Annotated in this window: 29 protein-coding genes and 1 pseudogene; 18 read left to right on the top strand and 12 right to left on the bottom strand. The window is 59.0% G+C overall.

Annotated features, from left to right (window positions below; translation table 11 throughout):
• Positions 1–280: 280 nt before the first annotated feature.
• From C8024_RS09790 to C8024_RS09775, 4 genes are read left to right on the top strand one after another with little or no spacing between them, the layout of a single operon-like run.
• Complete coding sequence (locus C8024_RS09790) at positions 281–1468, top strand: class I SAM-dependent methyltransferase (RefSeq protein WP_173204532.1); 1188 nt, start codon at positions 281–283, stop codon at positions 1466–1468.
• On the top strand, positions 1465–1719 hold the full coding sequence (locus C8024_RS09785) for a hypothetical protein (protein WP_173204529.1): 255 nt from the start codon (positions 1465–1467) through the stop codon (positions 1717–1719). The genes C8024_RS09790 and C8024_RS09785 overlap by 4 nt, the downstream gene beginning before the upstream one ends.
• 3 nt (positions 1720–1722) lie before the next feature.
• Complete coding sequence (locus C8024_RS09780; RefSeq protein WP_173204525.1) at positions 1723–1995, top strand: hypothetical protein; 273 nt, start codon at positions 1723–1725, stop codon at positions 1993–1995.
• Positions 1923–2744: an NAD(P)-dependent alcohol dehydrogenase gene (locus tag C8024_RS09775; RefSeq protein ID WP_173204522.1), complete on the top strand. Its 822-nt coding sequence runs from the start codon at positions 1923–1925 to the stop codon at positions 2742–2744. The genes C8024_RS09780 and C8024_RS09775 overlap by 73 nt, the downstream gene beginning before the upstream one ends.
• Before the next feature lie 11 nt (positions 2745–2755).
• On the opposite strand, the gene C8024_RS09770 is transcribed toward C8024_RS09775, so the two are convergent.
• On the bottom strand, positions 2756–3910 hold the full coding sequence (locus tag C8024_RS09770) for an NAD(P)/FAD-dependent oxidoreductase (protein ID WP_173204519.1): 1155 nt from the start codon (positions 3908–3910) through the stop codon (positions 2756–2758).
• A 16-nt stretch (positions 3911–3926) separates the two neighbouring features.
• Entirely contained in the window at positions 3927–4655 is a 729-nt protein-coding gene (locus C8024_RS09765; protein ID WP_100092903.1) for a hypothetical protein, read from the bottom strand.
• Between the two features lie 107 nt (positions 4656–4762).
• Between C8024_RS09765 and C8024_RS09760 the strand changes: the two genes are divergently transcribed.
• Positions 4763–5455: a hypothetical protein gene (locus C8024_RS09760; RefSeq protein ID WP_100092904.1), complete on the top strand. Its 693-nt coding sequence runs from the start codon at positions 4763–4765 to the stop codon at positions 5453–5455.
• 31 nt (positions 5456–5486) lie between these two features.
• Here C8024_RS09760 and C8024_RS09755 read toward each other — a convergent pair whose 3' ends face one another.
• The 3 genes from C8024_RS09755 to C8024_RS09745 are packed head-to-tail and all read right to left on the bottom strand — an operon-like array spanning position 5487 to position 8036.
• Entirely contained in the window at positions 5487–5849 is a 363-nt protein-coding gene (locus tag C8024_RS09755; protein WP_173204517.1) for a hypothetical protein, read from the bottom strand.
• The gene (locus C8024_RS09750; protein WP_173204515.1) at positions 5846–7078 is read right to left on the bottom strand and encodes a class I SAM-dependent methyltransferase; all 1233 of its coding nucleotides are present in this window, start codon (positions 7076–7078) and stop codon (positions 5846–5848) included. The genes C8024_RS09755 and C8024_RS09750 overlap by 4 nt, the downstream gene beginning before the upstream one ends.
• A gap of 28 nt (positions 7079–7106) precedes the next feature.
• Complete coding sequence (locus tag C8024_RS09745; protein WP_254305771.1) at positions 7107–8036, bottom strand: nitrilase-related carbon-nitrogen hydrolase; 930 nt, start codon at positions 8034–8036, stop codon at positions 7107–7109.
• Positions 8037–8093: 57 nt separating this feature from the next.
• On the opposite strand from C8024_RS09745, the gene C8024_RS21515 reads away from it, so the two are divergent.
• Positions 8094–8237, top strand: a complete 144-nt coding sequence (locus C8024_RS21515) for a hypothetical protein (protein WP_254305770.1) — start codon at positions 8094–8096, stop codon at positions 8235–8237.
• Here C8024_RS21515 and C8024_RS09740 read toward each other — a convergent pair.
• From C8024_RS09740 to C8024_RS21500, 5 genes and pseudogenes are all read right to left on the bottom strand, one after another.
• Positions 8234–9784 (bottom strand): FAD-binding oxidoreductase, encoded by a 1551-nt coding sequence (locus C8024_RS09740; protein ID WP_173204513.1) that lies wholly within the window; start codon positions 9782–9784, stop codon positions 8234–8236. The two genes, C8024_RS21515 and C8024_RS09740, sit on opposite strands and share 4 nt — an antisense overlap.
• Positions 9784–10823 (bottom strand): annotated as a pseudogene (locus tag C8024_RS21510) (MFS transporter). The gene C8024_RS09740 and the pseudogene C8024_RS21510 overlap by 1 nt, the downstream one beginning before the upstream one ends.
• A complete protein-coding gene (locus tag C8024_RS21505; RefSeq protein WP_254305785.1) occupies positions 10769–11074 on the bottom strand; it encodes a hypothetical protein in 306 nt (101 codons plus the stop codon). The pseudogene C8024_RS21510 and the gene C8024_RS21505 overlap by 55 nt, the downstream one beginning before the upstream one ends.
• A gap of 118 nt (positions 11075–11192) precedes the next feature.
• A complete protein-coding gene (locus C8024_RS09730) occupies positions 11193–13679 on the bottom strand; it encodes a TonB-dependent receptor (protein WP_173204511.1) in 2487 nt (828 codons plus the stop codon).
• 199 nt (positions 13680–13878) lie between these two features.
• Positions 13879–14319, bottom strand: a complete 441-nt coding sequence (locus C8024_RS21500; RefSeq protein ID WP_254305769.1) for a hypothetical protein — start codon at positions 14317–14319, stop codon at positions 13879–13881.
• Here C8024_RS21500 and C8024_RS21495 point away from each other — a divergent pair.
• Entirely contained in the window at positions 14318–14497 is a 180-nt protein-coding gene (locus C8024_RS21495) for a hypothetical protein (protein ID WP_254305768.1), read from the top strand. The two genes, C8024_RS21500 and C8024_RS21495, sit on opposite strands and share 2 nt — an antisense overlap.
• A gap of 76 nt (positions 14498–14573) precedes the next feature.
• Here the strand turns inward: C8024_RS21495 and C8024_RS09720 are convergent, their stop codons facing one another.
• Positions 14574–15482, bottom strand: coding sequence for a DUF1838 family protein (locus tag C8024_RS09720; RefSeq protein WP_173204509.1), 909 nt, complete (start codon positions 15480–15482; stop codon positions 14574–14576).
• A 112-nt stretch (positions 15483–15594) separates the two neighbouring features.
• Here C8024_RS09720 and C8024_RS09715 point away from each other — a divergent pair, with 112 nt between their 5' ends.
• The 6 genes from C8024_RS09715 (at position 15595) to C8024_RS09695 (ending at position 20514) form a co-directional block, all read left to right on the top strand.
• Complete coding sequence (locus tag C8024_RS09715) at positions 15595–16434, top strand: CoA ester lyase (RefSeq protein ID WP_173204507.1); 840 nt, start codon at positions 15595–15597, stop codon at positions 16432–16434.
• A gap of 2 nt (positions 16435–16436) precedes the next feature.
• Entirely contained in the window at positions 16437–16946 is a 510-nt protein-coding gene (locus tag C8024_RS09710) for a MaoC family dehydratase (RefSeq protein ID WP_100092912.1), read from the top strand.
• Positions 16947–16970: 24 nt separating this feature from the next.
• Entirely contained in the window at positions 16971–17543 is a 573-nt protein-coding gene (locus C8024_RS21490; protein ID WP_254305767.1) for an acyl-CoA dehydrogenase family protein, read from the top strand.
• Positions 17540–18151, top strand: coding sequence for an acyl-CoA dehydrogenase family protein (locus tag C8024_RS21485; RefSeq protein WP_254305766.1), 612 nt, complete (start codon positions 17540–17542; stop codon positions 18149–18151). Before C8024_RS21490 ends, C8024_RS21485 begins: the two co-directional genes overlap by 4 nt.
• A gap of 82 nt (positions 18152–18233) precedes the next feature.
• Positions 18234–19427, top strand: coding sequence for a CaiB/BaiF CoA-transferase family protein (locus C8024_RS09700; RefSeq protein WP_173204505.1), 1194 nt, complete (start codon positions 18234–18236; stop codon positions 19425–19427).
• 4 nt (positions 19428–19431) lie between these two features.
• Positions 19432–20514 (top strand): CaiB/BaiF CoA-transferase family protein, encoded by a 1083-nt coding sequence (locus C8024_RS09695; protein WP_173204502.1) that lies wholly within the window; start codon positions 19432–19434, stop codon positions 20512–20514.
• Here C8024_RS09695 and C8024_RS09690 read toward each other — a convergent pair.
• Complete coding sequence (locus C8024_RS09690; protein WP_173204499.1) at positions 20462–21271, bottom strand: GntR family transcriptional regulator; 810 nt, start codon at positions 21269–21271, stop codon at positions 20462–20464. The genes C8024_RS09695 and C8024_RS09690 overlap by 53 nt on opposite strands.
• 26 nt (positions 21272–21297) lie before the next feature.
• Between C8024_RS09690 and C8024_RS09685 the strand changes: the two genes are divergently transcribed.
• The 5 genes from C8024_RS09685 to C8024_RS09670 all read left to right on the top strand — a co-directional run bounded on the left by C8024_RS09685 (position 21298) and on the right by C8024_RS09670 (position 25210).
• Positions 21298–21996: an MmgE/PrpD family protein gene (locus tag C8024_RS09685; protein ID WP_173204496.1), complete on the top strand. Its 699-nt coding sequence runs from the start codon at positions 21298–21300 to the stop codon at positions 21994–21996.
• Complete coding sequence (locus C8024_RS09680) at positions 21993–22571, top strand: MmgE/PrpD family protein (RefSeq protein WP_173204493.1); 579 nt, start codon at positions 21993–21995, stop codon at positions 22569–22571. The genes C8024_RS09685 and C8024_RS09680 overlap by 4 nt, the downstream gene beginning before the upstream one ends.
• A gap of 157 nt (positions 22572–22728) precedes the next feature.
• Positions 22729–23028: an MmgE/PrpD family protein gene (locus tag C8024_RS21480; protein ID WP_254305779.1), complete on the top strand. Its 300-nt coding sequence runs from the start codon at positions 22729–22731 to the stop codon at positions 23026–23028.
• 17 nt (positions 23029–23045) lie between these two features.
• The gene (locus C8024_RS21475) at positions 23046–23873 is read left to right on the top strand and encodes an MmgE/PrpD family protein (protein ID WP_367947265.1); all 828 of its coding nucleotides are present in this window, start codon (positions 23046–23048) and stop codon (positions 23871–23873) included.
• Positions 23870–25210: a phenylacetate--CoA ligase family protein gene (locus C8024_RS09670; protein WP_254305765.1), complete on the top strand. Its 1341-nt coding sequence runs from the start codon at positions 23870–23872 to the stop codon at positions 25208–25210. Before C8024_RS21475 ends, C8024_RS09670 begins: the two co-directional genes overlap by 4 nt.
• Positions 25211–25417: the final 207 nt, after the last annotated feature.

Here is a 25417-nt window from a genome sequence, read left to right as displayed (position 1 = left end):
GGCCGACGGCCGCAAGCAGCATTTCGAATTTGGCGGCGTTTATCGGGACGGCCGGCTCTATTGGGAAACCGACCGCTTCTCAGGCTATGGCTGGGAAAGCGACGGGCTGATATTGTTGCGACTTGACCGGAACGATGCGCCGGGTGAACGCTATACCGAAATGATCGAGATGGCCGGAAACGGACAATCAAGAGCGCGAACCTGGCAATGGTTCCGCGACGGCACACCCGATCGACGGACTTTATGTGACGAGCAACGACTAGCATAGGAGCATGGCAAAATGGGCGTAGAACTGCAGCATCCGATGAAACCGGAACTGAAACCCGACGAGGCGGCGCGGGGACGGTTCGTCTCCGGTATCCGTTCTTTCATACTCAATGACCTCGCGGGGGATCTGAGAACGGCCTATGACAAACGGGCGGCACCCGCCTTTGCCCGCGAGACCGGCCGTCCACCCGAAACCAGCAACGAGGCCCACAAGGCGCTGCGCGGCGATGCTGCCTTCAATATCTATTCTGCCATGCGGGTGCAGGCGCAGAAAATGGTCTGGAACGCTGCGGGTTCCGTGGTGGCCCGCGATATCGCGCGGATGGAGGCCGAGGCAGCAAAGGTCGAGGGGGCTTCCGGCTCGCTGACGCTCAACCCCGATCTCGACATCCCGCGCAATATCGACGGCATCGAGGTGCATCTGATGCCCGGCAGCTATACACGCGGCGGAGATTCGCTCGAAGCCGGGGCCGTCTATGATCAGGGGCTAGCCGTCTTTTCCATGGGACTGATGGGTGCCAATCTCGACGATATCGGACTCTCGATGGCTGCTTATGTATCGGGCAAATTCCCGGATTTCAGGCCGGAACATATTCTGGATACCGGCTGCACCATCGGCCACAATACCCTGCCATGGAAACAGACTTACCCCGAAGCCCATGTCGAAGCCATCGACGCGGCTGCCGGGGGACTGCGCTATGCTTCGGCGCGCGCCAAGATGCAGGGGCAGGAAATCCATTTCAAGCAGATGTCTGCCGAGGCGCTGGACTATGAAGACGCGAGCTTTGATCTCGTTTTCTCGTCGATGTTCCTGCACGAACTTTCAAGGAAGGCACGCACAGCGGCTTTCAAGGAAGCCTATCGGGTGCTCAAGCCCGGCGGTCTGCTATTGCACATGGAACTGCCGCCGAACGGGCAGATGAACGCTTTCGACGGTTTCTATCTCGATTGGGACAGCTGGTATAATAACGAACCCTTTTACAAGGGCTTCCGGGATGAAGACCCCAAAGAGCTTTGCGAGAAGGGTGGCTTCGACCCGGACGATTATTTCCAGTTCGTTGTCCCCAGCATCGGCGTCTACGGGGCCGATGCAGTGACCGATGCCATCGCAGATGAAGCCGCAAATGCGGTCGACAGCGAAACAACCGGCCGGCTTGCCGAAGGTATCATGTGGTTCGGTTTCGGGGCCTGGAAACGATGATGACAGAACCCGCTTTCAAACCCGATGGCACGCCAAAGGACATCTACGGTCCCGATGGCAAACCGAAATTTTTCGACGATCCGGGTATGGACCGGTTCGTCGCCGTTATCATGAACATGGCGCAGGAGATGTGGGTGCAGGAGGAACGCCTCATGACATTGGAAGGTCGCGAGCCGGATTCTGCAGACCGGGAAGCGAAGATGAAAATATTCATAGAACGAATTTTTGCGCCGTTGCGCGAAGGAGCCTGATTGATGAAAGTTTGGGAAATCGGTGCACGCACCGGAATTGACGGCCTGCGCATGGCCGAGCGGGAGGAACCCGCAGCCGGAGCCGGTGAATTGCTGGTCAAGGTCACGGCGAGCGGGCTTAACTACCGCGATCTTATGGTGTTGGCAGGCGACTATGGCAGCGATCTGCCAAAAATCGTATTCCCCTGTCCGACGGCATCGGCGTGGTCGAAGCGATCGGCGAAGGCGTCTCCGGTTTCACCATCGGCGACCGGGTCACAGCGCCGCATTTTCTGAACTGGCTCGATGGCCCCTATAATTTCGGAATTTTCGGAGCCGATCTCGGTGTGACAGCCGATGGCTGGCTGGCCGAGAAAATCTCGCTTCCGGCCAGCGCCGCCGTTGTTCTGCCCGATGCCGTCGACGACCAGACCGCTGCTTCGCTTTCGGTTGTCGCCGGAACCGTCTGGCACGCCATGGTCGTGTTCGGCGCGGTAAAGCCAGGCGAGCTCGTCCTCGCCCAGGGAACCGGCGGTGTATCGATTTTCGCCCTGCAGCTGGCCAAGGCACTGGGCGCCGATTTTGCCATTAGCTCATCCAGCGACGAGAAGCTGGCGCGCGCGAAAGAAATGGGGGCCGACTATGCCATCAACTATCGCAAACGACCGGATTGGGCGGCCGCCCTGCTGGAAGAGACCGGCGGTCGCGGCGCGGACGTTGTGGTCGACACGCTCGGTTTTCCTGCCCTGGGAGAAACGGTCGCGGCCACCGGAGTGAACGGTCGCATAGGCACCGTGGGCGCGCTATCGGGAACACCCCAGGCCACGGCGAGCGCCAGTCAGGGTGCAATCATCGGCAAGAATATAACGATCAAGGGCATTGCGTCGGGTAGCCGCGCAATGACAGCCGCGGCCATTGCAGTGATCGCCGAACATGGCATCAGCAATCCCGTCGACCAGCAATTTTCCTTCTCGGACGCGCCGGCGGCCTTTCGCCATCTCGAGAGCGGCTCTCATTTCGGGAAAATCCTGATCCGACCGGATTGATCGGCTGCGCCCTACAAAGGGGCGGTGACCGGATTGAACGCCATCATCTCCATATTGTTCATCGGCGCGGAGGCCGGTTTGAACAGGTCCGGATCTATCGCCTGCGTAACCTGGCCCTGCACAAGGGATGCGGCGTGGACCTGTTCGGTGCGCGGTTGCCGCGCGGCTTTGTAGCGCGCAATTGCCAAGTCTGTATCGGATTCCAGCGTCAGTGCCCGGGCCAGAATATAGCCGTCCTCGATCGCCATGGCCGCGCCCATGCCCAGAAAAGGGAGCATGGCGTGCGCTGCATCACCCATTAACACCGTCCGTCCGCGCGACCAGCTGGCCAGTGGTTTGCGATCGTAGAGACCCCATTTGATGATATTTGAGGCGTGCCCGATCAGACCACGCACATCCTCATGCCATCCTTCAAATGCCTGTGCCAGTTCGGCTTGCGTGGCACCGATCGACCAGCCTTCCGGCACCGGCTCCTTCGTCTCCACAAGTCCGGCGCAGTTGACGACTTCGCCGTTGCACATGGTGTAGCGGTTGAAAGTCCGCTGCGGACCGATAAAAATGGCGCTGCGTCCCAGCGCCATAAACGGGCGTGCCGAGTCCATCGGAACCAGAAAGCGATAGGCGACATGATCGGTAAAACGCGGCTGGTCGCCGGGCCAGAGTATCGCCCGAACGGCGGATCGGACACCATCGGCCCCCACCAGCAAATCGCCTGTGGCCGTCTCTCCGCTGGCAAATTTCGCGGTCACCTTGTCGCCACTTTCTGCAAAGTCGACCAGCTTGTGACCGGTAAAAATGCGACCGCCGAGCCGTTCCAGCGCGGCAATCAGGACCTGTTGCAGATCGGCCCGGTAGATGTGGCGGACTATATCGGCCGTTCCGTCATCCGCCCGTCCGTCGCCCGTGTCAAAATCACCCATCAACAGCCGGGCATTTTTGTAGTGGAGAAACGGCAGGACACCTGCGGGGCAGGCTCTGTCCGCAACAGCGCCCTGCAGGTCCAGCGCGCGGAATACATGTTGAGCACCCAGGCCGAGGGTCAGGCCTGCACCGGTTTCCTCAAGCCTGCCAGCCGCTTCGTGGACCTCGACATCCATCCCTTGCTGCCGCAGCGCAATTGCTGCCGTCAGTCCGCCGAGCCCGGCTCCGATGATCAAGACTTTCATCGCGCGCATTTGACCTTCAGCGCTTCAGCTCGACCAGCTCGTACCAGGTCATCATATAACCGCCGACGCCGCCCTGTACGAAAATGCCGTCCTCATCATCGGTGATCCAGACGTCATAAGGGGGATGTTCGCCAGCCATACCGCCCGTGCCGGGAACGATGCTGGCATCATCGATGAACTGCAGATGCTTGCAGGCGAAGGTGCCCGCCGGAACCGTCACCTCCTCCTTGCCGATATAGAGTGCACCGATTTTTACCTGGGCAATTTGCGGGGGCGTGGCGCCGCGATGATCGGGGGAAGGCAGATAGAAATTCAACAATTTCTTGTCCCCGTCCTGCCACTGGAGTGTCGAGAGCATATAGCCGTCGGACGCGATCGGATGCGTGCCGAAGCCGGTCAGCGGCAGTTCCGCCTTCACCCGCTGCGACAGGCGCCCGATAGACGGTCCAAAGCTTTCCATCTCTACATCGGTTCCGTCGAAGCGCATCCAGCCGGATCCCATGAAAGCATCGCCAACTGTGAGCCGGACATGCAAATCCATTGGCTGGCTGTTCTCGTCCAGCGAATAGATGACGTCGCGCATCACCGTTGGCTCCGGCTCTTCAATTTCGCAATGGGCACGTAGCGTCACCTTGCCGTCGCCGTGCCGCGTAAACATGAAGGTCTCGAAGCCCCGATTCTTCCCCTCCATTCCGGGTTTGCGCGATGTATAATCCAGACGGCCTTCGATGATGCGATGCTTCATGCCAATTTCTCCTTGTCTTTGTCATGCCAGCCGATTATCCGATTGCCAAGAATAATTTGTCCGGACAAGTTATTAGCGACTTTTGGCGATAGACGGGGAATCAGGCCATGGAATTTCTGACCGTAAACGAACTGAGCATTTTGCGCTGGATTCATATCCTGGCGATGGTTTACTGGCTCGGCGGCGAATGGGGCGTGTTCCAGACAAGCTATAATGTCACCAACCGCAATCTGTCGCTCGACGAGCGCAAGCGCCATATGGAAACCGCCTATCGCATCGACATATTGGCGCGCACAGGCATTGTGCTGCTGCTCCCTCTCGGATTGCACATGGGCAAGCTTTACGGTTTTGTTCCGATGCTCGAAGGCAGCGGTATCTGGTGGATGTGGCTGTTTTTCGCAATCTGGCTGGCCATGACGTGGACCGCCTTCATCAAGCGGGAAACCAATATCGGCATTACCGTCACGATGATCGAGGAGAAGCTCCGCTATCCCCTGATCATCGCCCTGTTCGTCCTGTCCTATCTGGCGTTCCAGGGCAGCGGTCCGATCGTGTCGGGTGAAGGCAACCACTGGTATCCTGCCAAGATTGCGCTCTATGCCTTTGCCCTGTGCATTGGCCTGTTCCTGCGTCTGGTGATGCGGCGCTGGACGGAACGCTTCCGTATCTTGGCGCAGGGGCCGGACCCCGTGCAGGAAGCGGCACTGGAGCGGGAAATCGCCCAGGCGCGCTTTGCTGCCTATATCTACTGGATCACGATCGCCGGCGTATGCTTCCTTGGTGCGGTAAAGCCTTTCTAGGGCCGCCGCCCGTAGCCGACAGGCATACTGCTCAGATTTCCTTGAGTTCCCGGCTTACGTCTTCCACAGGCGGTTCGGCCTGCCTCAGCTCTTCGACCATCTGGTGCGGTCCGCGCATCACCCTGTAGATATATTCACGGATCATCACACCGCGCTCATAGGCGGCATCCTTGTCGGGAACATAGGTTTCGATATCGTCGCGGGAAATCGTACCCTTGGCGTCGAGCAGCCGTTCGACGGTATCCATCCGCTCACGCAGGACCGAAACTTCACCCACCACCGCCATAAGGATCGAGAGCATTCTCTCGTCCTGGGGCGCATCGAAATATTCGGGGCGCTTGCCTTTGGCCTTTTTATTGGCCGCCGCCATCCAGTCAAATGCTGCTTCGCTCATTCTGCGGCCTCCTGCATCTCGCTCGAATTTTTCCAGGCACCATAAGCATGCCAATAGGCTGCCCGCCCATGATCCTCGTCCTCGCCGGTCGGCGCTTCGGGGAAAATATCCCGGTCAACGACTGCGCGTACGCCGGTTTCAAACAGCTCCTCGCGTGCAAAGCCGGCTGCCACCATTTCGCCCTTCATGTCGAGCGCGTGCATCGAGGACCAGAAAGGTTCATTATTGTTGAAAGCATCCCAGTCGCGCAGAAACTGTTCGAACAAGGGCATGCCGTCATGATATTCCGGCTGCTCGAGATGCAACATCAGCCCGTCATCGGCGAGCACGCGATAGCCCTCGGATAATATCTTCGGCAAAGCCTTGCCGCTGGTTTCATGCAGGAACATCGTCGTCTGCACCCAGTCGAAACTGCCGTCTTCCCAGCGTGAGAGATCTTCGGCATTCGCCTGTATGAACCGGATATTGGTAGCGCCCAGCGATTGCGCCCGAGCGTGAGCGTAGCGCAAGACTGGCGCCGCCGTATCAATCGCGATGATCTCGCAATTCGGAAAAGCCAGTGCCAGCGGAACGATATTGTGACCGATGGTACAGCCGATATCGAGCACGCGGCGCGGTTCCCAGCCGGGCCGGGTCTTCCTGATCCATTCGACCAGCGCCTGTCCACCGCCGTCGGACAGAGCCCCCAAACCGCCCGCCGTGGTGGCGAACAGCCCGCTGTCATAATTTGCACCGGTGGAGACATCGCCGGGATGCTCCTCACCATGATAGCTGCCTGGCATGCAGTGGATATCGACTGCGCTCTGGTAGCGGGGAATTTCAATCTCGGGATTCAGTTCCAGCGTATCCCGGCCTTCGTTATATTGCCGTGCCTTGGCGTTGAGTTCGTCAATCTGGCGCAGCGCGATCGCCCGCCCATTTTGCTGGCGCATCTCCATCGAATTGCGTTTCAACGCCGACCAGAACTGGTGAAAGGGATCGTCATTCATCGCGTGGCGGATTTCGAACCGGTCTTTCGGTTCCCGTCCATGGTCCTTCCTGAACTTCGGCAGGACGCGGGCATCGTAGGCAAGCTTGTTGCCCGGTCCGAGCGCACCGGACAGAAATTTGTTGAAATTGGCGAGGAAGTCAAATCGCGCAATTTCGTCATGCGATGGCTCTGGCGAAACGCCGTGCCGCGCCACGGCCGTATAGGGCGGTGCTACGTCGAGCTTGTTGTCACTGCTCATATCAGGTCTTCCTTGATCATGCGTTCAATCACTTCTTCCTGCGTGCGCAAAAATAGTCGCGGTCCGGAATCCGGGCCTTCCCGTCTTTCATCAGCCCGTCGGCCCCTTGTATCCGTATTTCACCATAGGTCGCGGCGAAAAGATCGAGCCTCTGACGGGCGAGAAAATTGGTCATCGCGGGCTTTCGGCGCGCGGCGCGCAACGCTCCCAGATCAATGTCGGCAAAGGCGGTAAATGTCTCGCCGCTGTTCGATTCGGCCAGCACCCTGCCTTTATAATCGACGACCATGCTGTTGCCGTCAGCCGATGCGAGCGGGAGCGTGGTATTTTCAATCCCGGCGGTGTTCGCAGAAATGACATAGGCCATATTCTCCTGCGCCCGGGCGCGCTTGCCGATATCCTTGGGCGTATCGAGCGGAGAGCCGATCTCCGAACTGCTGTGGACGAAGATTTCCGCTCCGCGCAAGGCGTGAGCGCGGGCGATTTCCGGATAGAGAATTTCCTCCGAAGCGATCGCGGCCAGATTGCCGATCGCGGTCCGGGCAACCGGGAACACGCCATCCAGTCCGTAAATATCGAGATATTTCGTCCAGACATCATGCGGCGTCGGCGCGAACATCGAATTGAGCCGGCGGTAGCGCAGGACCACGTCGCCGGACGGGGCAATGATGAAACAGGCCTGAAAATAGAGGCCCGGGAAATTCCGGTCAGTCTCATAGGCGTTGCCGGCGACGAACATGTTCAGCCGCTGCGCCATCGCCCCCAGGGCTTCATATTCCGGGCCGTCCACCTCAAGCGCCGCCTTGTCGGCAAATTCGGGAATGGAAATACGTCCCGGATAGCTGGTCAGAAGATATTCCGGCAGCACCGCCAGTTTTACCGGACTTCCGGCATATTGCCGGATGAATATCGTGGCCGAGCGGATCTTGCTTTCCAGTTCTCCGATCATTGCCAGCATCTGCGCGCGCGCGGCTGCCGTGTCGGGCGTTTTTCTACCGATCGCGCCGCCAGCTGCATGGCGACCGCCGCATATGTTACCGTGTCTGTCATGCTGTTCTCATTTTCATTTTCCCGTACACCCGCGAAAAGACTTGTTGGCGTTGAAGCGCAGATCGCGGCGGCCATCAACTGTCTGCGATCGATCTCCATCGGCCTCTAGAGACCCAGTGAACCCGGATTCATCAACCCCCTCGGGTCCAGTGATTTCTTGAGATCAACCAGCAAGGCATCCGCCGCCGGGTCGAGGCTGTCGCGATAGCGATAGGTTCGACCGATCTGCAGATGCACCGCGCCATGATCGTGGAAAAGGTCAACCAGCGCCTGTTTCATGCGCTGGGCAAAGGCCCATGCCTCGGGATTGCTTTCCAGCACCGGCAGCTTTGCCAGATGCGCGTCTTCTACCGTATCGCGATGAAGCGGATTGGCGGCATCAGGCCAGTAGAGACAGGGTTCGATAATCGCGCCCGAACCGCTGACCGCCGATACCAGCGTACCGGTAAACATGCCCAGCCGGTCCATTTCCCCGCCATGCTCCGCGAACAATGCCTTGATGGCATCATAGCAGGCGACGGCTTTCGAGTGCGGCAGCAAACCGTGGATCGGCGCCCATCGCTGGCCCTCGGGGCCGAGCATGGAATTGAGCGGGCCGAACGGATTGGCGCGGATAATTTTGGGGATCGTATTTTCGGTCTCGGTCCCGCCATGCGCCAGTGCCAGTTTTCGCGCGCGCGCCAGGTCATCATCGGCCGCTGCCTGCAGGCGCGCTTCGGTCAGCACGTGCAGCGAATATTTGGCTTCGTCGATGAAATCGCGCCCGGCAACCACCACCTTTGCGCCTTCCTTGATCGCGCCCCAGACCGAGCCCTGTTTCTTCATCATCTTGCCCAGCGCTTTTGCGTCGCTGGTAAGGCTGTCCCGTTTCATCCGGATGGCGTTGAGGCCCGGGTCGAAACCGAAACATTCGGTGGAAACGCCGGACCGGTCTATCGCGCCCAATGCGGCCAGCGTGTCCTCATAGCTTTCGAAACTGAAGCTGGCATAGCCATGGGCCTGAGCCTCCGGAATCAGACGCAGCGTGATTGTCGCTTTCATACCCAGCGCGCCGGTATCTGCCAGAAACAGTCCGGTCAGATCGGGTCCATAGGGCCGGGTGAAATTTGCGCCGGTATCGAGAATTGTTCCGTCCGCCAGCACCACCTCCATCGCAAGACAGCTTTGTACCGCGGTACCATAGCGGCCCGAGCCCCAGAACACGCCATTCTGGCTCATGCCCCCGCCGATGCTGGCTTTCAGCCCGGACAATGTCCCCCAGAAGGGCGTGCGCAGTCCCTTGGCCTGCAACGCTTCATAAAGCATCGCCCAGGTGCAACCCGCCTCCACGGTGACGGTCATGTCGGTTTCGTTGATCTCCAATATCCGGTCCATCGAAGCCAGGTCGAAGAGCACCGCGTCCGGTCGGCTGGACGTATAGCCACCCGTATAGCTCATCCCGCCGCCGCGCGGAATCACCGCGATATTCTGCGCGGTAGCAGCCGCGACGGCCGCCGACAGTTCCTGCTTGTTCTTCGGTCTGACAACCGCCAGCAGATCCGCACCGCGCTGGTAGATATCATGCGCATAGAAATCGAGAATGGCGCTCTCGGTCAGCACGGTTACCCCGGTTTCGGCAATATGGTCCGCCGCGGACATGTTCGCCTTTGTCGCCATCAGCCTGCCTCCATAGCCAGTTTGCCCGCGGGAGCCGCTTCGGCTTCCGGCAAACTCTCCGGATAGCGGCCCAGCAGCATCAGAAGCGCGCCGCCGATGAAAAAGGCAAACAGGGCAACCGACAGGACCGGATCATAGCTGCCGGTCGTGTCCCTGACATTGGCGTATATGATCGGAGAAAGAGCCGAGAAAAAGCCGAAAGGCATATAGAGCATGCCGTAGATCTTGCCATAATGGGCCATGCCGAAATAGCGGCCGGTCAGATAGGCAATGAGATCACTCTCCGCGCCTGCAGCAAAACCGAGAAGGAAACCGGCCAGCGCGGCCATTGGAAATGCGATCTCGTGGCCGAGCAAGATATAGCAGGAAATAGCGGGGAGGCAGAGCAGGGGAAAGGCCACAAAACCGGCCCAGAAGCGATCGAGAAGCATCCCGGTGATTATCCTGCCGGTAAAGATCCCGATGCCCAGAACACCCATGACCGAGGCCGCGGTTTGGGCTTCCAGCCCGCGATCGGCCAGCATCGTCGGCAAGTTGATGAATGCTCCGCCGAACGAACCTGCGACAATTGCGATGGATATCCAGATCAGCCAGAAACGATAGTCCCTCATGGCTGTCCGCAGCGTCACGCCGGTCAGATTGCCGCTCACGCCGCTATCGCCTGGGGTCGCTCGTCGGCCCGCGGTTCGCGAAACAGGAAATAGCCAAGAGGCAGCGCCACGGCCAAGGGCAAAATCGCCACGATGGCGAACATCGAGCGCCAGCCGTAATTCTCGATGCCCCAGACCGCCAGCTTGGGAACGGTAATCGCGGCAAGGCTCGTGCCCATCAGCAATATGCCGAGGGCGAGACCGCGTCGCTTGTAGAACCAAAGGTTGATCGCGCGACTCCAGCTGACCGGCGTAGAACCGATGCCCACCAGCCCGATCAGCACCCACAGGGCATAATAAATATAGAGAGTCGACGTCACTTGCGCGGTCGGCGTCAACGCAACCATCGCAAAGGAGACCCCGAAGGCAAATAACGAATAGAGCGCCACTTTCCGTACGCCATATTTATCCGCCAGAGAGCCGAAAACGGGGCGAGCAGCGAGGCGATGATCCCGAAGATGGTGACCGGCATCAATATCTGCGTGCGGGTCCAGCCAAATTCGGCGATCAGCGGTTCGACGGTAAAGCCGATGACGTTGAAAGGAAGCGGTGAAGCACCGCAAGCCACGCCAAGCACACTGGCAAACAGCACTTTCCAGCCGAGTGCAAATTCACCGCGTTCTTCTGTGCTAGATACCATATGCCCTCACTACTCAAAATTTGTCCGGACAACTATAACTGCGCCAGTCTATTATACCAGAACAAAAAAGGCGAACCGAAACGGTCCGCCTTTTTTTCTCGATCTATCCGCCAGGCTATCAGAACTCGAACCGTCCCTTGATCAGGAAGGTGCGCGGCGGGTTCAGATAGCTGTAATTGGCCAGAGCGGACTCGACCGCCTCTTCGTCGAGGCAATTGGAACATTCGGCCGACAGCGCCCAGCCCGTATCACTGCGCAGCACGATATTGGCGTTAACGATCCAGCGGCTGTCGCTGAACGAGCCGGTGATGAAATCGCCGCCGAACGGGTTGGAGTCGAAGACGGTTCCGGTCGAACTGGTAATTGAGCCGCTGAACAGGCTGAACTGGCTGGTGCCGACTTCGCTCTTGTCACGCCAGCTGGCATTGACCGACGGGATGAGCGACAGGCCACCGCCGAGCTCGGCCTCGTAGCTGCCGCCGATCGCCAGATTGAATTTCGGCGTTCGCACCGGCTCTGCCAGACTGCCGTCCGGCGCCACGATACCGACACCGCAATTGGACGCTTCGGTGGCGCCGCCGCTTGGCACAAGTCCGGCTGCCAGCTGCGCCAGGCAACTTGCCTGCTGGCTGGCGACGGAAGAAACGCCATAGGCGTCGAGCAGGGGCGCATTGGCATCAATCTTATACTTGTCGTCCTGATAGCCGAAGGACGCGAACAGGTTCAGACCGTCCACCGGAGCCGCATTGATTTCCAGTTCGATGCCTTTATTCTCGTAATCGGCAAAATTGCGGGTGATGAACGCAATCGAGCCATCGGCTCTGGTAAAGGCAGCCGGCGTCTGCAGATCGGAAACGTCGAGATAATAAGCCGTCAGATTGAGCCGCAAGCGGTTGTCGAGCAACTCCGTCTTGAATCCCGCCTCATAGTTCCAGGCGGTCTCCGGTCCGAATGGCAAGAGCTCGCTTGGCGCGGTGCCGCGCGCGTTCCAGCCGCCCGACTTGAAGCCGCGCGTCGCCGAAACGAACAAGAGCAGATCGTCGCTCGGCTGGTAATTGGCAGCGAATCGGGGAGTCCAGATTTTCGTGGTCTGGCTCTGGGGGATTGCCGCACCATTGGCCGCCGTCAGATTCTGGTCATCGATACAGGTTGCTTCGAGGGTACCGTCGTTGCAGCTGGCCCGGTTGTCACTGATGCTGAACTTCTTGGTTTCGTCGGTATAGCGAATGCCCGCGGTCAGCTTGATCTGGTCGGTGACATTGAGGTCGCCCTGCAAATAACCGGCATAGGCCGTGGTCGAATTGCGCAATGTGCGGTCCGCAAGAATCAGCGGGAAGCCGTCCGGTGGCGGAGCGAATGGCAGGCTGATCGAGAAGAGGTCACCAAAATCGCTGTAATTATCCTCTTCAAAATAATAGACCCCGCCGACCAGATCGAGCAGCCCGTCTCCCAACGAGGCATTCACCTTGATTTCCTGGGTGAACTGGGAAAACTCGCCTTCATTGGCGATGGTGAAACCGCCAAACGTATAACCCAGCACGTCCGGTACCGGATTTGAAAGGCTTGGCAGGCCCCGGCCATCGGCAAAGTCCAGCGCATAATCCTGAGCGGTGTAGACATAGCCGGTGATGATGTTGACCGAGATATCCTCGCCGCTGCCGATTTCCAGATTGGACGAGATGAAATCCATGTCGGTTTTATTGCCGAGTCCGAAATCATTCTTCTTGCCGGTAAACAGGCCACCGAAATTGCCATCCTTGGTATAGCCGGTGGTGACAAAGCGCCCATCGCAATTGGAGGGATCCGCCGGGTCGCAATCGAAATTCAGGATATTCGCGCCCTCGGTATTGATGTGCATGTAGGAACCGGTCCAGCGGGCCGTGTCGGAAAGCTCGCCACGAAAGCCGAGACGAACGCCCCAGCCATCACTTTCATTCACCCGTTCACCGGTTGTCGTATTCTGGGCATAGCCCTCATCCTGCTGGTAATATCCGGAAACCTTGACCGCGAAACTGTCCGCCAGCGGAATGTCGAGAGAGGCTCTCGCCATATATTTTTCATAGCTGCCATAGCCCGCCTCGACAAATCCGGCGAATTCATTGCCGGGTTCCTTGAGAAAGACATTGACCGCGCCACCCGTTGTGTTGCGGCCAAAGAGCGTGCCCTGCGGGCCGCGCAAGACTTCCAGACGCTGGACGTCGAACAGCGACAGATTATTGGCATTTTGGCGGCTGATATAAATATCGTCGACATAGGTGCCAATCGGCGGATCAAAGGTCGGGATCGTTTCGCTATTGCCGATCCCCCGCAGATAATAGGAGTTTGCCGAACCCAGACCGGTATTGTTCAAGCCGACCAGATTAGGAACAAATTGCGCCATTTCCAGCGCATTGGATACCCCTCGGCGGAGCAATTCTTCCTCGTCGAAGGCGCTGATCGAAATCGGTATGCTCTGGACACTTTCCTCGCGGCGCTGAGCGGTCACCACGATAACTCCGAGACCGCCTTGTTCGGCCGACTCGTCTTCGCTGGCAGTTTGCGCGAGCGCCGGAACAGAAGTTCCCAATGTGGCTAGCGCGACTGAGGCAAGCAGTAAATTTTTCACAATATCATTCTCCCGGAGCGTTCCCATTTGTCCGGACAAATCTACATAGTGTATACAGTTTGGCAAGATATTGATTCGTTCGCCTTTCATTTGAGCGATTATCTGTGGCAAAAAGAGCGCATAAGGGAATAATATTATGGATTTCACCGCCGTCAGTTTTTACCAACTTCTTGTATTTGTACACATAATCCTGTTTGTTCTATGGCTGGGGGCCGATGTCGGCGTGTTCATGCTCGGACAACATTTCCGCAAACGGCAAAAATATGACCTGCCACAGCGGCTGATATTGCTGCAGCTGCTCGTCAATCTCGACATGGTGCCGCGCACCGCCTGGGCGCTGATGGTGCCGCTGACATTGACCATGGTCGATGCCGGTGGCTGGTGGGATTTGCCGGTCTGGGCGCTGGTCGTGGCGTGGGCGGTCGGCGGCTTCTGGCTCTGGCTGGTCTGGGATGCGCACCGCCATGACCAGACCGAACGCGCCGCCCGCGATCGCAAAATAGAGAAGCCGCTGACCGTCGGCCTGACGGTTTTCTACATCGGTCTCGGACTGGTTTCCCTGACCCAGCGCCCCGCTTGCGCCGGTCTGGCTGGCAACCAAGGCGCTGATGTTCGGCCTGATATTTGCTGCGGCAATCATGATCGACGTGGCCTTCAAGCCGGTCGGTCCACAGCTGGGAAAACTGATCGCCGAAGGATCGTCCGACGAAACCGAAATCCCGCTGCTCCACACGATGGACCGGACGCGAATCTGGGTGTGGGTCGTCTACCTGCTACTGGTGGCGACGGCCTTTCTCGGCAACATCAAGCCATTTTGACCGGAATGAGCAGTGACGGAAAAAGAAAGGCCGGTCCTCCGACCGGCCTTTCAGCGAGACAGAATCTGCCCCGGATCTATTTGCCTTCGGCCTTTGCCGCCCGCTCGGCGTCGATCATTTCCTTGAACACGGTCCAGGTCGTTTCATTGGGCCGCGGATCGTCACCGGGAGGAGGCGCCGTATATTCGGGATGGTTCAGCGCGATCTCGTCCTTGATCACCTTGGGCAGGTCATCATAGCTTTTCAGCTTGGCACCCATTGCGTTGAAGACCATCTGTCCTTGCCGGCCGCGCATTTTCATCCACGGCATCCAGTCGGATATCCGGACCCAGCTGATCGTCGGATAAGCAGTCGGGTTCTTCGTATCGAGTATTTCGTCGGCCAGCATGGCAAAGTCGAAAATCTCCATGGCGTGATATTTGTTGCCGACATAGTCCTGATAATCGCCGGCCAGAACATTGTGATAGAAGAGCGGCACTTCCATCGGCAGGAACAGCCATTTGCCCTGCCGGTGCATGGTCGGGAGCGCATAAGGCTTGCCATCTGCGGAATAGGGATAGCTTGGATGGCCATTCACCGGATCATTGGCGATCTGCATGACATTGACTGTTTCCCCGCTCCACGGATTGTCCCAGGTGCGGAGAACCTCGTTGGTTTCCGGATCGAGATAGAACATGACTTCGCGGCTGACCTGGCGATAGCCGACTCCGCGTTTCGGATCTTCGACGCGGACACATTGGCGTATATTCATGCCTTCGCCATTGAACAAATGGCGGTCCGGTTCGCCGGCCACGCGGGAATAGACTTTGCCCGACCAATAATAGACCGCCGGCACGCCGTCGGCTTCCCCGCATTGGGTACGCTTCATGATCTCGAGCGCATCTTCCGGCACATTGGCGTCCAGAGTACGCGCAAAAGCAGGGGTTACAGAGGATGTAGCGGCCACCACCGCCAACGCAATACCGAGTTTAAAAACAGATTTCATAGATAGCTCTCCCGAAGTGAATGAGATGAAATAATTTCACTTTCCGGTTGACTTTATATTTGTCCGGACAAATTGGGAAGGGACAATATCGTATTTTTAGACATGGGATAACATGATCAGCTTCACCAACTTTCTCTTTGTTCCGGCAAACCGTCCCGAACGCTACGCAAAGGCCGCGGCCAGCGGCGCCGACATGATCTGCATCGACCTGGAAGATTCGGTGCCTGCCGGCGAAAAGGACGCGGCGCGTCAATCCGTGCTGACAGCGCTGGCCGATCTCGATCGGGACAAGACCGCCGTCCGGATCAATGGCCTGAACACCGCCGACGGTCTTGCAGACCTGCTGGCATTGCGGAATGCCGATCATTGTCCCGCGCTGCTGTTCGTTCCGATGGTCGAGAGCGCAGGCGAAATTGAAATCGCCCATAATATTCTCGGCGACAAGGTCGACGGACTGGTTCCCCTGATCGAAACGGTCAAGGGGCTGCGGGCCGGCGACGCGATCGCAGCCAGCAAGGGCGTGACCGCAATGATGTTCGGCGGTGGAGACTTTTCCGCAGAGCTGGGAACGAAGCTGGAGTGGGAGCCGCTGCTCGCCGCGCGGGGTGCATTCATCATGTGCTGTGCATCAGCGCAGATCGGCGCGATCGATGTTCCCTATATCGACATGTCGAACGAAGAGGGGCTGGCCGAGGAATGCGCCCGCGCCAAAGCGATGGGCTTTCACGCCAAGGCCGCTATTCACCCCAAGCAGCTCGCGGCGATCCAGACCGCAATGCGCGCAAGCGATGCAGAGATCGCCGAAGCAACCGACGCGCTTGCCGCCTACGAACAGGCCGGCGGCAAAGCAATCAATCACAATGGCCGGATGCTGGAAGCGCCGGTCATGCAAAGATACCGGCGGATCGTCGAATCCGCCCGGTTCAATTCAAATCTGGATAAAGGAAATTAGATATGCGTGATGGAGTTATTGAAGTCAGTCCGGGACGTTTCCGCGAGACATTTGGCCGCTATTTCGAGGATTTTGCCGTTGGCCATATCTACGAGCATCGCCCCGGCCGGACGATTACCGACACCGACAACGTGCATTTCACGCTGCTGACAATGAACACCCACCCGGCGCATTTCGATTATGAATTCGCCAAGAAGACCGAGTTCAAGAAGCCGCTGGTCTGCTCGCCGCTGACGGTCGCGCTGATGGTCGGAATGAGCGTTTCGGACACCAGCCAGAAGGCGGTGGCCAATCTTGGCTGGGACAAGATCCGTCTCACCCATCCTCTGTTCCCGGGCGACACGCTCTATGCAGAGAGCGAAGTGCTCGACAAGCGCGAGTCCTCCTCGCGCCCCGAGCAAGGCATTGTCACGGTCAAGACGATCGGCAAGAACCAGGATGGCGATGTGGTTTGCACATTCGAACGCACCATGCTGATCTGGAAGCGCGGTTTCGGCGGCGCAGACGACTAGAACAGGCAATAAGGGAGCGTGAATATGGCGAGTGCCGTGAATATGAACCAGATCAGGACGATAGACCCCGACGACGAACGCGCCTTCATGGATGCGATCGAGAAATGGGTCGAAGGTGAAGTCAAGCCAGTGGTGATGGAACATGACCATGGAGACATCTGGCCCGAGAAACTGGTTGCCCAGATGGCGGAAATGGGACTGTTTGGCGCGACCATCGGCGAAGAATATGGCGGTCTGGGCCTGCCCGCGACCACCTATGCGAAAATCATCGCTTATGTTTCGTCCTACTGGATGGCGATCACCGGAATCGTGAACTCGCACCTGATCATGGCCGCGGCAGTCGAGCGGTTCGGTACCGAGGAGCAAAAGTCGAAATGGCTGCCGAAATTCGCCAGCGGGGAAATCCGCGGCGGGCTGGCCCTCACCGAGCCCAACGCCGGCACCGACCTGCAGGCCATCCGGACGGTCGCGACGCGGGACGGAGACGATTATGTCATCAATGGCACCAAGACCTGGATTTCCAACGGGATCAAGGGCGAGTGCTTTGCCCTGCTGGTCAAGACCAATCCCAAGGCAGAACCGCGCTATCAGGCATGAGCCTGATGATCGCGCCAAAGGGCGAAGGCTTCACCGTCGGCAAGAAATTCGACAAGCTGGGATATAAGGCGATCGACAGCGCCGAATTGATGTTCGACAATTATCGCATCCCGGCAGAAAACCTGATCGGTGGCGTCGAAGGCCAGGGCTTTTTCCAGGCAACCGGCGGTCTCGAACTGGGCCGGATCAACGTGGCGGCGCGCGGCGTCGGCCTCGCCGACGGAGCGCTGCGGCTGGCAACCGAATATGCCCAGCTGCGCGAAACCATGGGCAAGCCGATCTGCGAGCATCAGGCGATCCAGTTGAAGCTCGGGGAAATGGTTACCCGCGCCCGCGCTGCACGGCTGCTGACGCTGGACGCTGCGAAAATCTATGATCGTGGAGAACGGTGCGATATGGAAGCCGGCATGGCGAAATATTTCGCATCCGAGGCCGCGGTCAGAAATTCCGAAGAAGGCCTGCGCATCCATGGCGGCTATGGCTATTCGAAAGAATATGACATTGAACGCTATTATCGCGATTCCATCCTGATGTGTATTGGCGAGGGAACCAACGAAATGCAGCGGATGATTATCTCGAAACAATGGGTAAAAAGGAATCCGGCTTGATGGGATTTGAACGTCGGGGATATTCTCGCCGAAATCAGCAATTTTCAGGAGCGTCCGGCGGGTGCCGGATCGAAATATCTTCATGAGCGTAAAACAACCTCTCAAGGGCTTTCGTGTCCTCTCGGCCGAGCAATATGGTGCGGGCCCCTATGGCACGATGTTTCTTGCCCAGCTCGGCGCCGACGTCATCAAGATCGAACCGCCCAGGGGCGGCGACACGGCACGGCACGTCGGCCCGCATTGGTTGCGCGAGCAGGAAAGCCTCTATTTCCAGAGCTTCAATCTCAACAAGCGCTCGCTCACTCTGGATCTTCGTTCGGACGAAGGCATCGAAATCCTGCACAAGCTGGTCAGCAATTCGCATGTCATGGCGAATAATTTGCGCGGCGATGTGCCGGCGAAAATCGGCCTCGATTACGAGGCCCTCAAGACAGTCAATCCAGCCATCGTCTGCGCCCATGTCTCGGCTTATGGTCGCGACAACGAACGGGCGAAATGGCCGGGCTACGACTATCTGATGCAGGCCGAGGCCGGTTTCTGCGCCTTGACCGGGGAACCCGACGGACCGCCGGTCCGCTTCGGCCTGTCGATGGTCGACTTCATGTCCGGCACGCAAATGGCGGTCGGCCTGCTCGCCGCCCTGCTCGATGCCCAGCGGTCGGGCGAGGGTTGCGACGTCGATGTCGACCTGCTTTCCGCTGCCGTCCACCAGACCAGCTATCCGGCGCTCTGGTATATGAATGAGGGCGATGTGACCAAGCGCGCACCCCGCGGCGCCCATCCCTCGGCCACGCCGAGCCAGATGTTCAAGGCTGCTGACGGATGGATGTTCGTGATGGCGCAACTGCCGAAATTCTGGACGATATTGTGCGAACGCATCGGCCAGCAGGCTCTGATGACCGATCCCCGTTTCGATACACCGGCCAATCGCCTGACCAATCGCACCGAATTGTCAGCCGTGCTGGACGGGATTTTCTCGACTCGGCCGATCGCGCACTGGATGGAGCTGCTGCAAGGGGAAATGCCGGTCTCGCCAGTATATGAACTCGATCAGGCGCTGGACAATCCCTGGCTCGAAACCATCGGCATGCGCGACACCATCAGCCATCCCGACAAGCCGGAAATGGATGTCCTGTCCAGCCCGATCAAGCTGAACGGCCAGCGTCTGCCAAACAGGGCGGGGCCCCTGCTGGGTGCGGACAATGACAGTATATTGGGCGAAATCGGCTATGATCCAGATGCCATTGCCGCGCTTCGTGCCGGCGGGGTGATTTGATCCGATGGGAAAATTGTCCGGCATAAATGTTGTTGATCTGTCGCTGTTCCTGCCCGGTCCGATGCTGTCGATGATGATGGCCGACCACGGTGCAGAGGTTATCAAGGTCGAGCCACCGACCGGCGACCCGGCGAGGGAAATGGCTCCGGTCGAAGCGGGCCAGTCGGTCTGGTTTCGCAATCTCAATCGCGGCAAGCAGGCGCTGGCCCTCGATCTGAAATCCGACGAAGGCCGCGAGCGGCTATGGGCCCTGCTCGCCGAAGCCGATGTGATGATCGAGGGCTTTCGCCCCGGCGTGATGAAACGTCTGGGGTTCGATTATGACGCGGTTGCCGCCCGGAACCCCGGGATTGTCTATTGTTCGATTTCCGCCTTTGGCCAGGAAGGCGAGATGGCGCATCATCCCGCGCATGATCTGGCGGTCCAGGCCCTGTCGGGCTTCCTGTCGGTCAACGACGGTCCCGACGGCATGCCGGTTGTACCGGGTGTCCCCTCCGCGGATATGGCAGCCGGGCTCAATGGGCTGTCCGCCGTGCTAATGGCGCTGATCGGTCGCGAGCAGAGCGGCCGTGGCGATTATGTCGATATTGCCATGTATGACTCGATGCTGCCGTGGTGCGCCCATATTGCCGGCAGCGCCATACAAGGCGGAACATCGCCGAAATCACAGACGCAACGGTCGCTAGGCGGAGCCGCTTTCTACAATGTCTACCAGACCATGGATGGAAAGCATGTCGTTCTCGGTGCCCGCGAAATCAAATTCGCGAAAGTGCTGCTGACCGCTCTAGACCGGCTCGATCTGCTGCCGCTGGCGGAGCGGGAAGCCGGAGAAGCGCAACGGCCGCTGATCGATTTCCTGCGCCAGACCTTTGCCACGAAGAGCCGCGATCAATGGGTAGAATGGTTTGCCGACAAGGATGTCGCATTTTCCCCCGTGCTCGATTTCCGCGAGGCGCTGGACCAGGATTTTGTAAAGGAAAAGGGGTTGCTCGTCGAAGCCGGTGGCTGGCACCAGATCGGTCCTTCTTTCCGTTTCAAGTCGGAAGAGGAATGGCAGGCTTCCGACGCACCGGAACTGCGCAAATGAATGTTTCAGTCCACCTCGATATGCATGGCATAGGCAAAGCGTTCGCCGGGGTGGTAGCTGGCCGAAATTTCGAACAAGCGGCCATTCTCGTCGAAAAACAGCGCAGGATACGCAGGATAGGATCCCCTTCCTCAAGCCCGAGATCCGCAGCGAATTTCTTGGTCGCCGCGATCGCCTGGATATCCTGGGTCACTCGGCTGACCGTGACCTGGGCATATTCCTCGATCTGACCAAAGAGCGTCGCTCCGTTGGCGTCAATCCTGTCAACGGCATCGGCAAGGTCGGGATTGATCCAGGCAACGGTCACCGCGATCGGGCGTTTGCGCCCCGGCTTCAGTCGCTTGCCATGGAAGACAAACCATTTGTGCTTCGGCGTGATGCCAATCTGTTCGGCAATCTTGACCGGAATTTCCTGTGCCGGCAGCCGCTCAAAACTGATCGTCGTATCGCGCGCATATTGCATGATCTCGCCGACGTTGCTCAGCGGCTGGTGAAGAGCGCCCGCCCGCGCGGTCGCCGGTTGAACGATCGTCCCCGATCCGCGCTTGCGGGAAATCAGTCCCTCGGACATGAGCTTGCGCAAGGCCTCGCGGACCGTGAACCTGCTGACATCAAATTTCTTGCAAAGTACCGATTCGGTTGGGAAATCTCCGGGATCGGGATAATCGCCGCGCAGCACTTCCTCGCGCAACTCGTCGGCAAGCTCGAGATAGCGCGGCTTCTTTTTGCTGGGAGTTTCAGATTTCTGTCCGGACATGGACTTGTCTTAAGACGGGTGACGGCATGACGCAAGAGAGCCTGACCGAGAAACTCGCAACCCATTTGATGCGACCTGTCGACGAAGCGACAAGACAGCGGGCAAGATTGCATTTGCTCGACTGGCTGGGTTGCATTGCAGGCGCGCGGCGGAGTGGGGTTGCCGAGTGTGTCATCTCGCAGGGGATAGAAACATATGCTCTCGCCACCGCGTCCTGGCTCGGCAATGTCATGGAGATGGATGATGTCCATCGCGCATCAATCTTGCACCCTGGACCAGTGATCTGGCCATGCATTCTGCACAATGACGCAGATGATTTCGACCATATGCTCGATGCAGCGATAATCGGATACGAAGCTGTAATTACGGTTGGGGAAACTTTCGACGACGCACATTACGGTTTTTACCACAACACCGCGACGGCTGGCGTTTTCGGGGCAACGGCAGCCTTTTGGCCATTCCCGGACGATGACCATGATCAGAAGCAGACCGAAGACAATTTGCAAAAGCTCGTCTCCGCGTTCGGTCTGGCGGGAACCTCGAGTTCCGGACTGTGGCAAATGCGACACGAAGATAGCGATGCGAAACAATGGCATATCGCCCGGGCCGTCAAGACGGGCCTGGATGCTTCTGTTGTCGCGTTCAAGGGCATAAAGGGGCCGCGCTTCATATTGGAAGGACCACAAGGTCTCTACGCCGCCACCTGCAAAATCCCAAGCCGATGACCTTCCCCGACCAATGGCGGATTCACGAGGTCAGCTTCAAGCCCTGGGGCGCCTGTCGCCATGCCCATCCGGCGATTGACGCCGCGCTGGAACTCAAGGCCAGGCTCGGCGCGCTGGAGGAAGAAATTCTGGTCGAAACCTATGCCGATGCAGTCGCCTTTTGCGATCGGCCGGATCCGCAGACGGTCCATGACGCCAAATTCTCGATCCAGCACGCGGTGGCCATCGTCGCCACAAGAGATGTGCCGCAGCTCGCCGATTTCGAACCGGAAGCCATAGCCGCGCTGGCCGATGCGCGGAACCGGGTCACCGTGTCCGAAGCATCGGATATCACCAGCCGCTATCCCGAACATTATGGCGCGCGGATTCATTGCGCCGGCGAGACGGTCGAGCTGGTCGATACGCGGGGCGATCCGGAACGGCCGCTGTCAAAAGACGGCATAATCGAAAAGGCGCGCGCGCTGATCGCCTGGGGAGGATTGTCCGAAGCGGAAGCGGACCGCGCGGTTGATCTGGCGCTCAACGGTAAAGACGCAGGAGCAATAAACCGGATGCTGACGGACTGGCTGTCATGAACGCGACCGGGAAAATCATCGCCTTTGCGGCAGCCGACCATGACTTGTCGGACTCCGCGAGAACAGCAGCGCTCCATTTTCTGAGCGATACATTGGCCGGCGGCGCGGCCGGTGCTGCTGCCGATGAAGCACGCGCCATGCTCGGCGCCGTCATCGGCTGGGGGACCGGCGGGGAAGCGCGGCTGCTGGGTTCGGGCGACCGTCTGCCCGCGCTTCGGCGGCCTGGTTCAACGGCTTTGCCATTCATTGCCTCGAATGGGACGCGGTGCACGAACCGGCGGTGGTCCACGCACTTTCGGTGGTGACTGCCGCCTTGCTTGCTTCGGCGGACCGACTGCAAGGCTGTGATCCGGAAGATTTTCTCACGGCGCTCGCGGTGGGTGTCGATATCGCCAGCGGGCTAGGCATTGCCGCGACCGGTGCGATGCAGTTTTCCGGCCCGCCACCGCCGGAGTGATCGGCGCGGCGCTGGCCGTGGCCCGTCTAGAATCTATGCCGGCAGAACGGTTCCCGGACATTCTCGGGCTCGCCTATTCGCAGGCCGCAGGCACGATGCAGGCGCATGTCGAAGCATCCGTCGCCCTGCCCCTGCAGATCGCCAATGCATCACGCGCCGCCATCACAGCCGTTGATCTGGCGAAAGCCGGCATGGACGGGCCGCATGATGCGCTGGAAGGCCCGTTCGGTTATTTCGCCTTGTTCGAGCCTGGTGATCTTGCGCGCTATACGGACATTATCGGCAGCAGCTGGCAGATCGAGAATGTCAGCGTGAAGCCCTTTCCGTCGGGCCGGGCCAGCCATGGCATATTGGGTGCGCTCGACGTCATGCTGCGCGAGGGCGCGCTGGATCCATCGCAGGTTGTCGCCGTCGACGTCGCGGCGCCGCCACTGATCCACCGTCTGGTCGGACGACCCTACAGCACGGATATGAGCCCCAGCTATGCGCGGCTGTGCCTGCCGTTTCTGGTGCCCCTGATGCTGCGCGACCGGATCATCGATCCGCGCTGTTTCACACCAGCAGAATTTGCCAATCCCGATCTGGCAAAGCTCGGCGAAAAAGTGATCGTACGAATTGATGACAATCCCGATCACAACGCACTGGCACCGCAAAGCCTGACCATCCGATTGCATGATGGCAGCGAGATCGTGCGGACGATTACCGACAATCTGGGAAGTCCCGCATCACCCATGTCCGAAGCGCAAACGCGGTCCAAGCGTGATCTGGCCCGCAGCCTCGCCAACCCCGGCCACGACCCCCGAATTTTTGACGATCCTCTAGCCTATGTGACGGAGCCCCGATGACCTTTCCGACCTATTTTGAAGCTTTCGACGCCAAAGCGATGCTCGACCAATATCCGGTCGGCGATGCCTTTGTCAGCCGCTACACAAGCATGTCCCGCGACGAGCTCCACGCGATCCAGAACAGGCAGTTTCTGAAGCTGATGCAGCGCGGATGGCAGATTCCCTTTTACCAGCGGCTGTGGGGCGCGCAGGGAATCGAGCCGGGCGATATTCAGGGTCTGGCCGACATCACCAAATTGCCGGTCTATGACAAGTCCGACCTGATGGCCTCGGTCAACGACTACCCGCCTTATGGCGATTTCGACGGGCGTGGCAATAATCCCGTCATTTTCCATACCACTAGCGGCACGACGGGACGGCCGCAGCCGCTGATGTTCGGCCCCAAGGGTCGCGAAGTCACCAATCTTCTGGTCGGGCGGATGTATCGCTGGATGGGCCTGGGTCGGGATGATGTGGTCCAGTCGGTCTACGGCCACGGGATGATCAACGGCGGCCATTATATCCGCGAGGCGGTGACCCATTTCACCAATTCCCTGTTCCTGAGCGCCGGCACCGGCATCGAGACGCGGTCGATCAACCAGGTCAATCTGATGGCCGATTTCGGTGTCACCTGCATGGTCGGCTTTGTCGACTATGTCCGCAAGTTGGCGGATGTCGCGGAAGCGGAACAATTGTTCGACCGGATCAATCTGAAAATGATCATCGGCCATCTCGGTACCGAGGACCGGGCGTCGACCGAGGCCGCCTGGCACGGCGCCAAGGCCTTTGACTGGTACGGGGTCGGCGACACCGGCAGCATCGCCGGCGAAGGCCCGGATCGCGACGGCCTCTATGTCTGGGAAGATGCGCAATATCTGGAACTGCTCGACATTGACGATGGCACGCCCGTCGCGCCGGGCGAAACCGGCGACATGGTCGTGACCTGCCTGTTCAAGGATGACATCGCGCCCTGTATCCGCTTCAACACCCACGATATTACCGAAGAACGGACCGACAGCAATGCAACCGGCATGGTGTTCAAGCGGATATCCGGGTTCAAGGGCCGCAGCGACAATATGGTGAAGCTGCGCGGGATCAATATCTTCCCCCATGCGGTCGGCTCGATCATCGAGAATCGCGACGATCTGACCGGCGAATATGTCTGCTATGTGACCCGCGATGAAAAGGGCCGGGACGAGATGAAAGTGGTGCTCGAAAGCCGCGGCGGCTCCGACCCGTCGCAGCTTTCCGAACTGCTGCGCAAGGGTATCGGCATCGATGTGGCGATCGAGCTGGTCGCGTCGGCGGCACCGCGGCAGCGAGCCAGATCGACGTCCGGCAAAAGCCGATCCGGCTGATCGACGAGCGGGGGCTGTGAACTGAAAGATGATCCAGTGGAATAGCCTTGAAGCCGCCAACGCCGGGTTGAAAGCCTTTGTCGATTTCGACAAAAGCGCGACCTTTGGCGCGGGGCCGCTGGAAGCCATGACCGTCGGGATCAAGGCCAATATTGCGGTCAGGGGTCTGCCATGGACCGGCGGCATCGGCGCCTATCGGGACCGCAT

Origin of the sequence: Sphingopyxis sp. BSNA05, from assembly GCF_013265645.1 — a bacterium.
In the GTDB taxonomy this organism is placed as follows: domain Bacteria; phylum Pseudomonadota; class Alphaproteobacteria; order Sphingomonadales; family Sphingomonadaceae; genus Parasphingorhabdus.
The sequence above is the reverse complement of the archived record's forward strand: the minus strand, read 5'-3'. Positions and strand labels throughout refer to the sequence as shown.

Bases quoted from the DNA above. Each gene is read 5' to 3' on its own strand.
- C8024_RS09790 (WP_173204532.1), top strand. From the start codon at position 281: ATGGGCGTAGAACTGCAGCATCCGATGAAACCGGAACTGAAACCCGAC.
- C8024_RS09785 (WP_173204529.1), top strand. From the start codon at position 1,465: ATGATGACAGAACCCGCTTTCAAACCCGATGGCACGCCAAAGGACATC.
- C8024_RS09780 (WP_173204525.1), top strand. From the start codon at position 1,723: ATGAAAGTTTGGGAAATCGGTGCACGCACCGGAATTGACGGCCTGCGC.
- C8024_RS09770 (WP_173204519.1), bottom strand. From the start codon at position 3,910: ATGAAAGTCTTGATCATCGGAGCCGGGCTCGGCGGACTGACGGCAGCA.
- C8024_RS09765 (WP_100092903.1), bottom strand. From the start codon at position 4,655: ATGAAGCATCGCATCATCGAAGGCCGTCTGGATTATACATCGCGCAAA.
- C8024_RS09760 (WP_100092904.1), top strand. From the start codon at position 4,763: ATGGAATTTCTGACCGTAAACGAACTGAGCATTTTGCGCTGGATTCAT.
- C8024_RS09755 (WP_173204517.1), bottom strand. From the start codon at position 5,849: ATGAGCGAAGCAGCATTTGACTGGATGGCGGCGGCCAATAAAAAGGCC.
- C8024_RS09750 (WP_173204515.1), bottom strand. From the start codon at position 7,078: ATGAGCAGTGACAACAAGCTCGACGTAGCACCGCCCTATACGGCCGTG.
- C8024_RS09745 (WP_254305771.1), bottom strand. From the start codon at position 8,036: ATGCTGGCAATGATCGGAGAACTGGAAAGCAAGATCCGCTCGGCCACG.
- C8024_RS21515 (WP_254305770.1), top strand. From the start codon at position 8,094: ATGGCGACCGCCGCATATGTTACCGTGTCTGTCATGCTGTTCTCATTT.
- C8024_RS09740 (WP_173204513.1), bottom strand. From the start codon at position 9,784: ATGGCGACAAAGGCGAACATGTCCGCGGCGGACCATATTGCCGAAACC.
- C8024_RS21505 (WP_254305785.1), bottom strand. From the start codon at position 11,074: ATGGTATCTAGCACAGAAGAACGCGGTGAATTTGCACTCGGCTGGAAA.
- C8024_RS21495 (WP_254305768.1), top strand. From the start codon at position 14,318: ATGATCGACGTGGCCTTCAAGCCGGTCGGTCCACAGCTGGGAAAACTG.
- C8024_RS21500 (WP_254305769.1), bottom strand. From the start codon at position 14,319: ATGATTGCCGCAGCAAATATCAGGCCGAACATCAGCGCCTTGGTTGCC.
- C8024_RS09720 (WP_173204509.1), bottom strand. From the start codon at position 15,482: ATGAAATCTGTTTTTAAACTCGGTATTGCGTTGGCGGTGGTGGCCGCT.
- C8024_RS09715 (WP_173204507.1), top strand. From the start codon at position 15,595: ATGATCAGCTTCACCAACTTTCTCTTTGTTCCGGCAAACCGTCCCGAA.
- C8024_RS09710 (WP_100092912.1), top strand. From the start codon at position 16,437: ATGCGTGATGGAGTTATTGAAGTCAGTCCGGGACGTTTCCGCGAGACA.
- C8024_RS21490 (WP_254305767.1), top strand. From the start codon at position 16,971: ATGGCGAGTGCCGTGAATATGAACCAGATCAGGACGATAGACCCCGAC.
- C8024_RS21485 (WP_254305766.1), top strand. From the start codon at position 17,540: ATGAGCCTGATGATCGCGCCAAAGGGCGAAGGCTTCACCGTCGGCAAG.
- C8024_RS09700 (WP_173204505.1), top strand. From the start codon at position 18,234: ATGAGCGTAAAACAACCTCTCAAGGGCTTTCGTGTCCTCTCGGCCGAG.
- C8024_RS09695 (WP_173204502.1), top strand. From the start codon at position 19,432: ATGGGAAAATTGTCCGGCATAAATGTTGTTGATCTGTCGCTGTTCCTG.
- C8024_RS09690 (WP_173204499.1), bottom strand. From the start codon at position 21,271: ATGTCCGGACAGAAATCTGAAACTCCCAGCAAAAAGAAGCCGCGCTAT.
- C8024_RS09685 (WP_173204496.1), top strand. From the start codon at position 21,298: ATGACGCAAGAGAGCCTGACCGAGAAACTCGCAACCCATTTGATGCGA.
- C8024_RS09680 (WP_173204493.1), top strand. From the start codon at position 21,993: ATGACCTTCCCCGACCAATGGCGGATTCACGAGGTCAGCTTCAAGCCC.
- C8024_RS09670 (WP_254305765.1), top strand. From the start codon at position 23,870: ATGACCTTTCCGACCTATTTTGAAGCTTTCGACGCCAAAGCGATGCTC.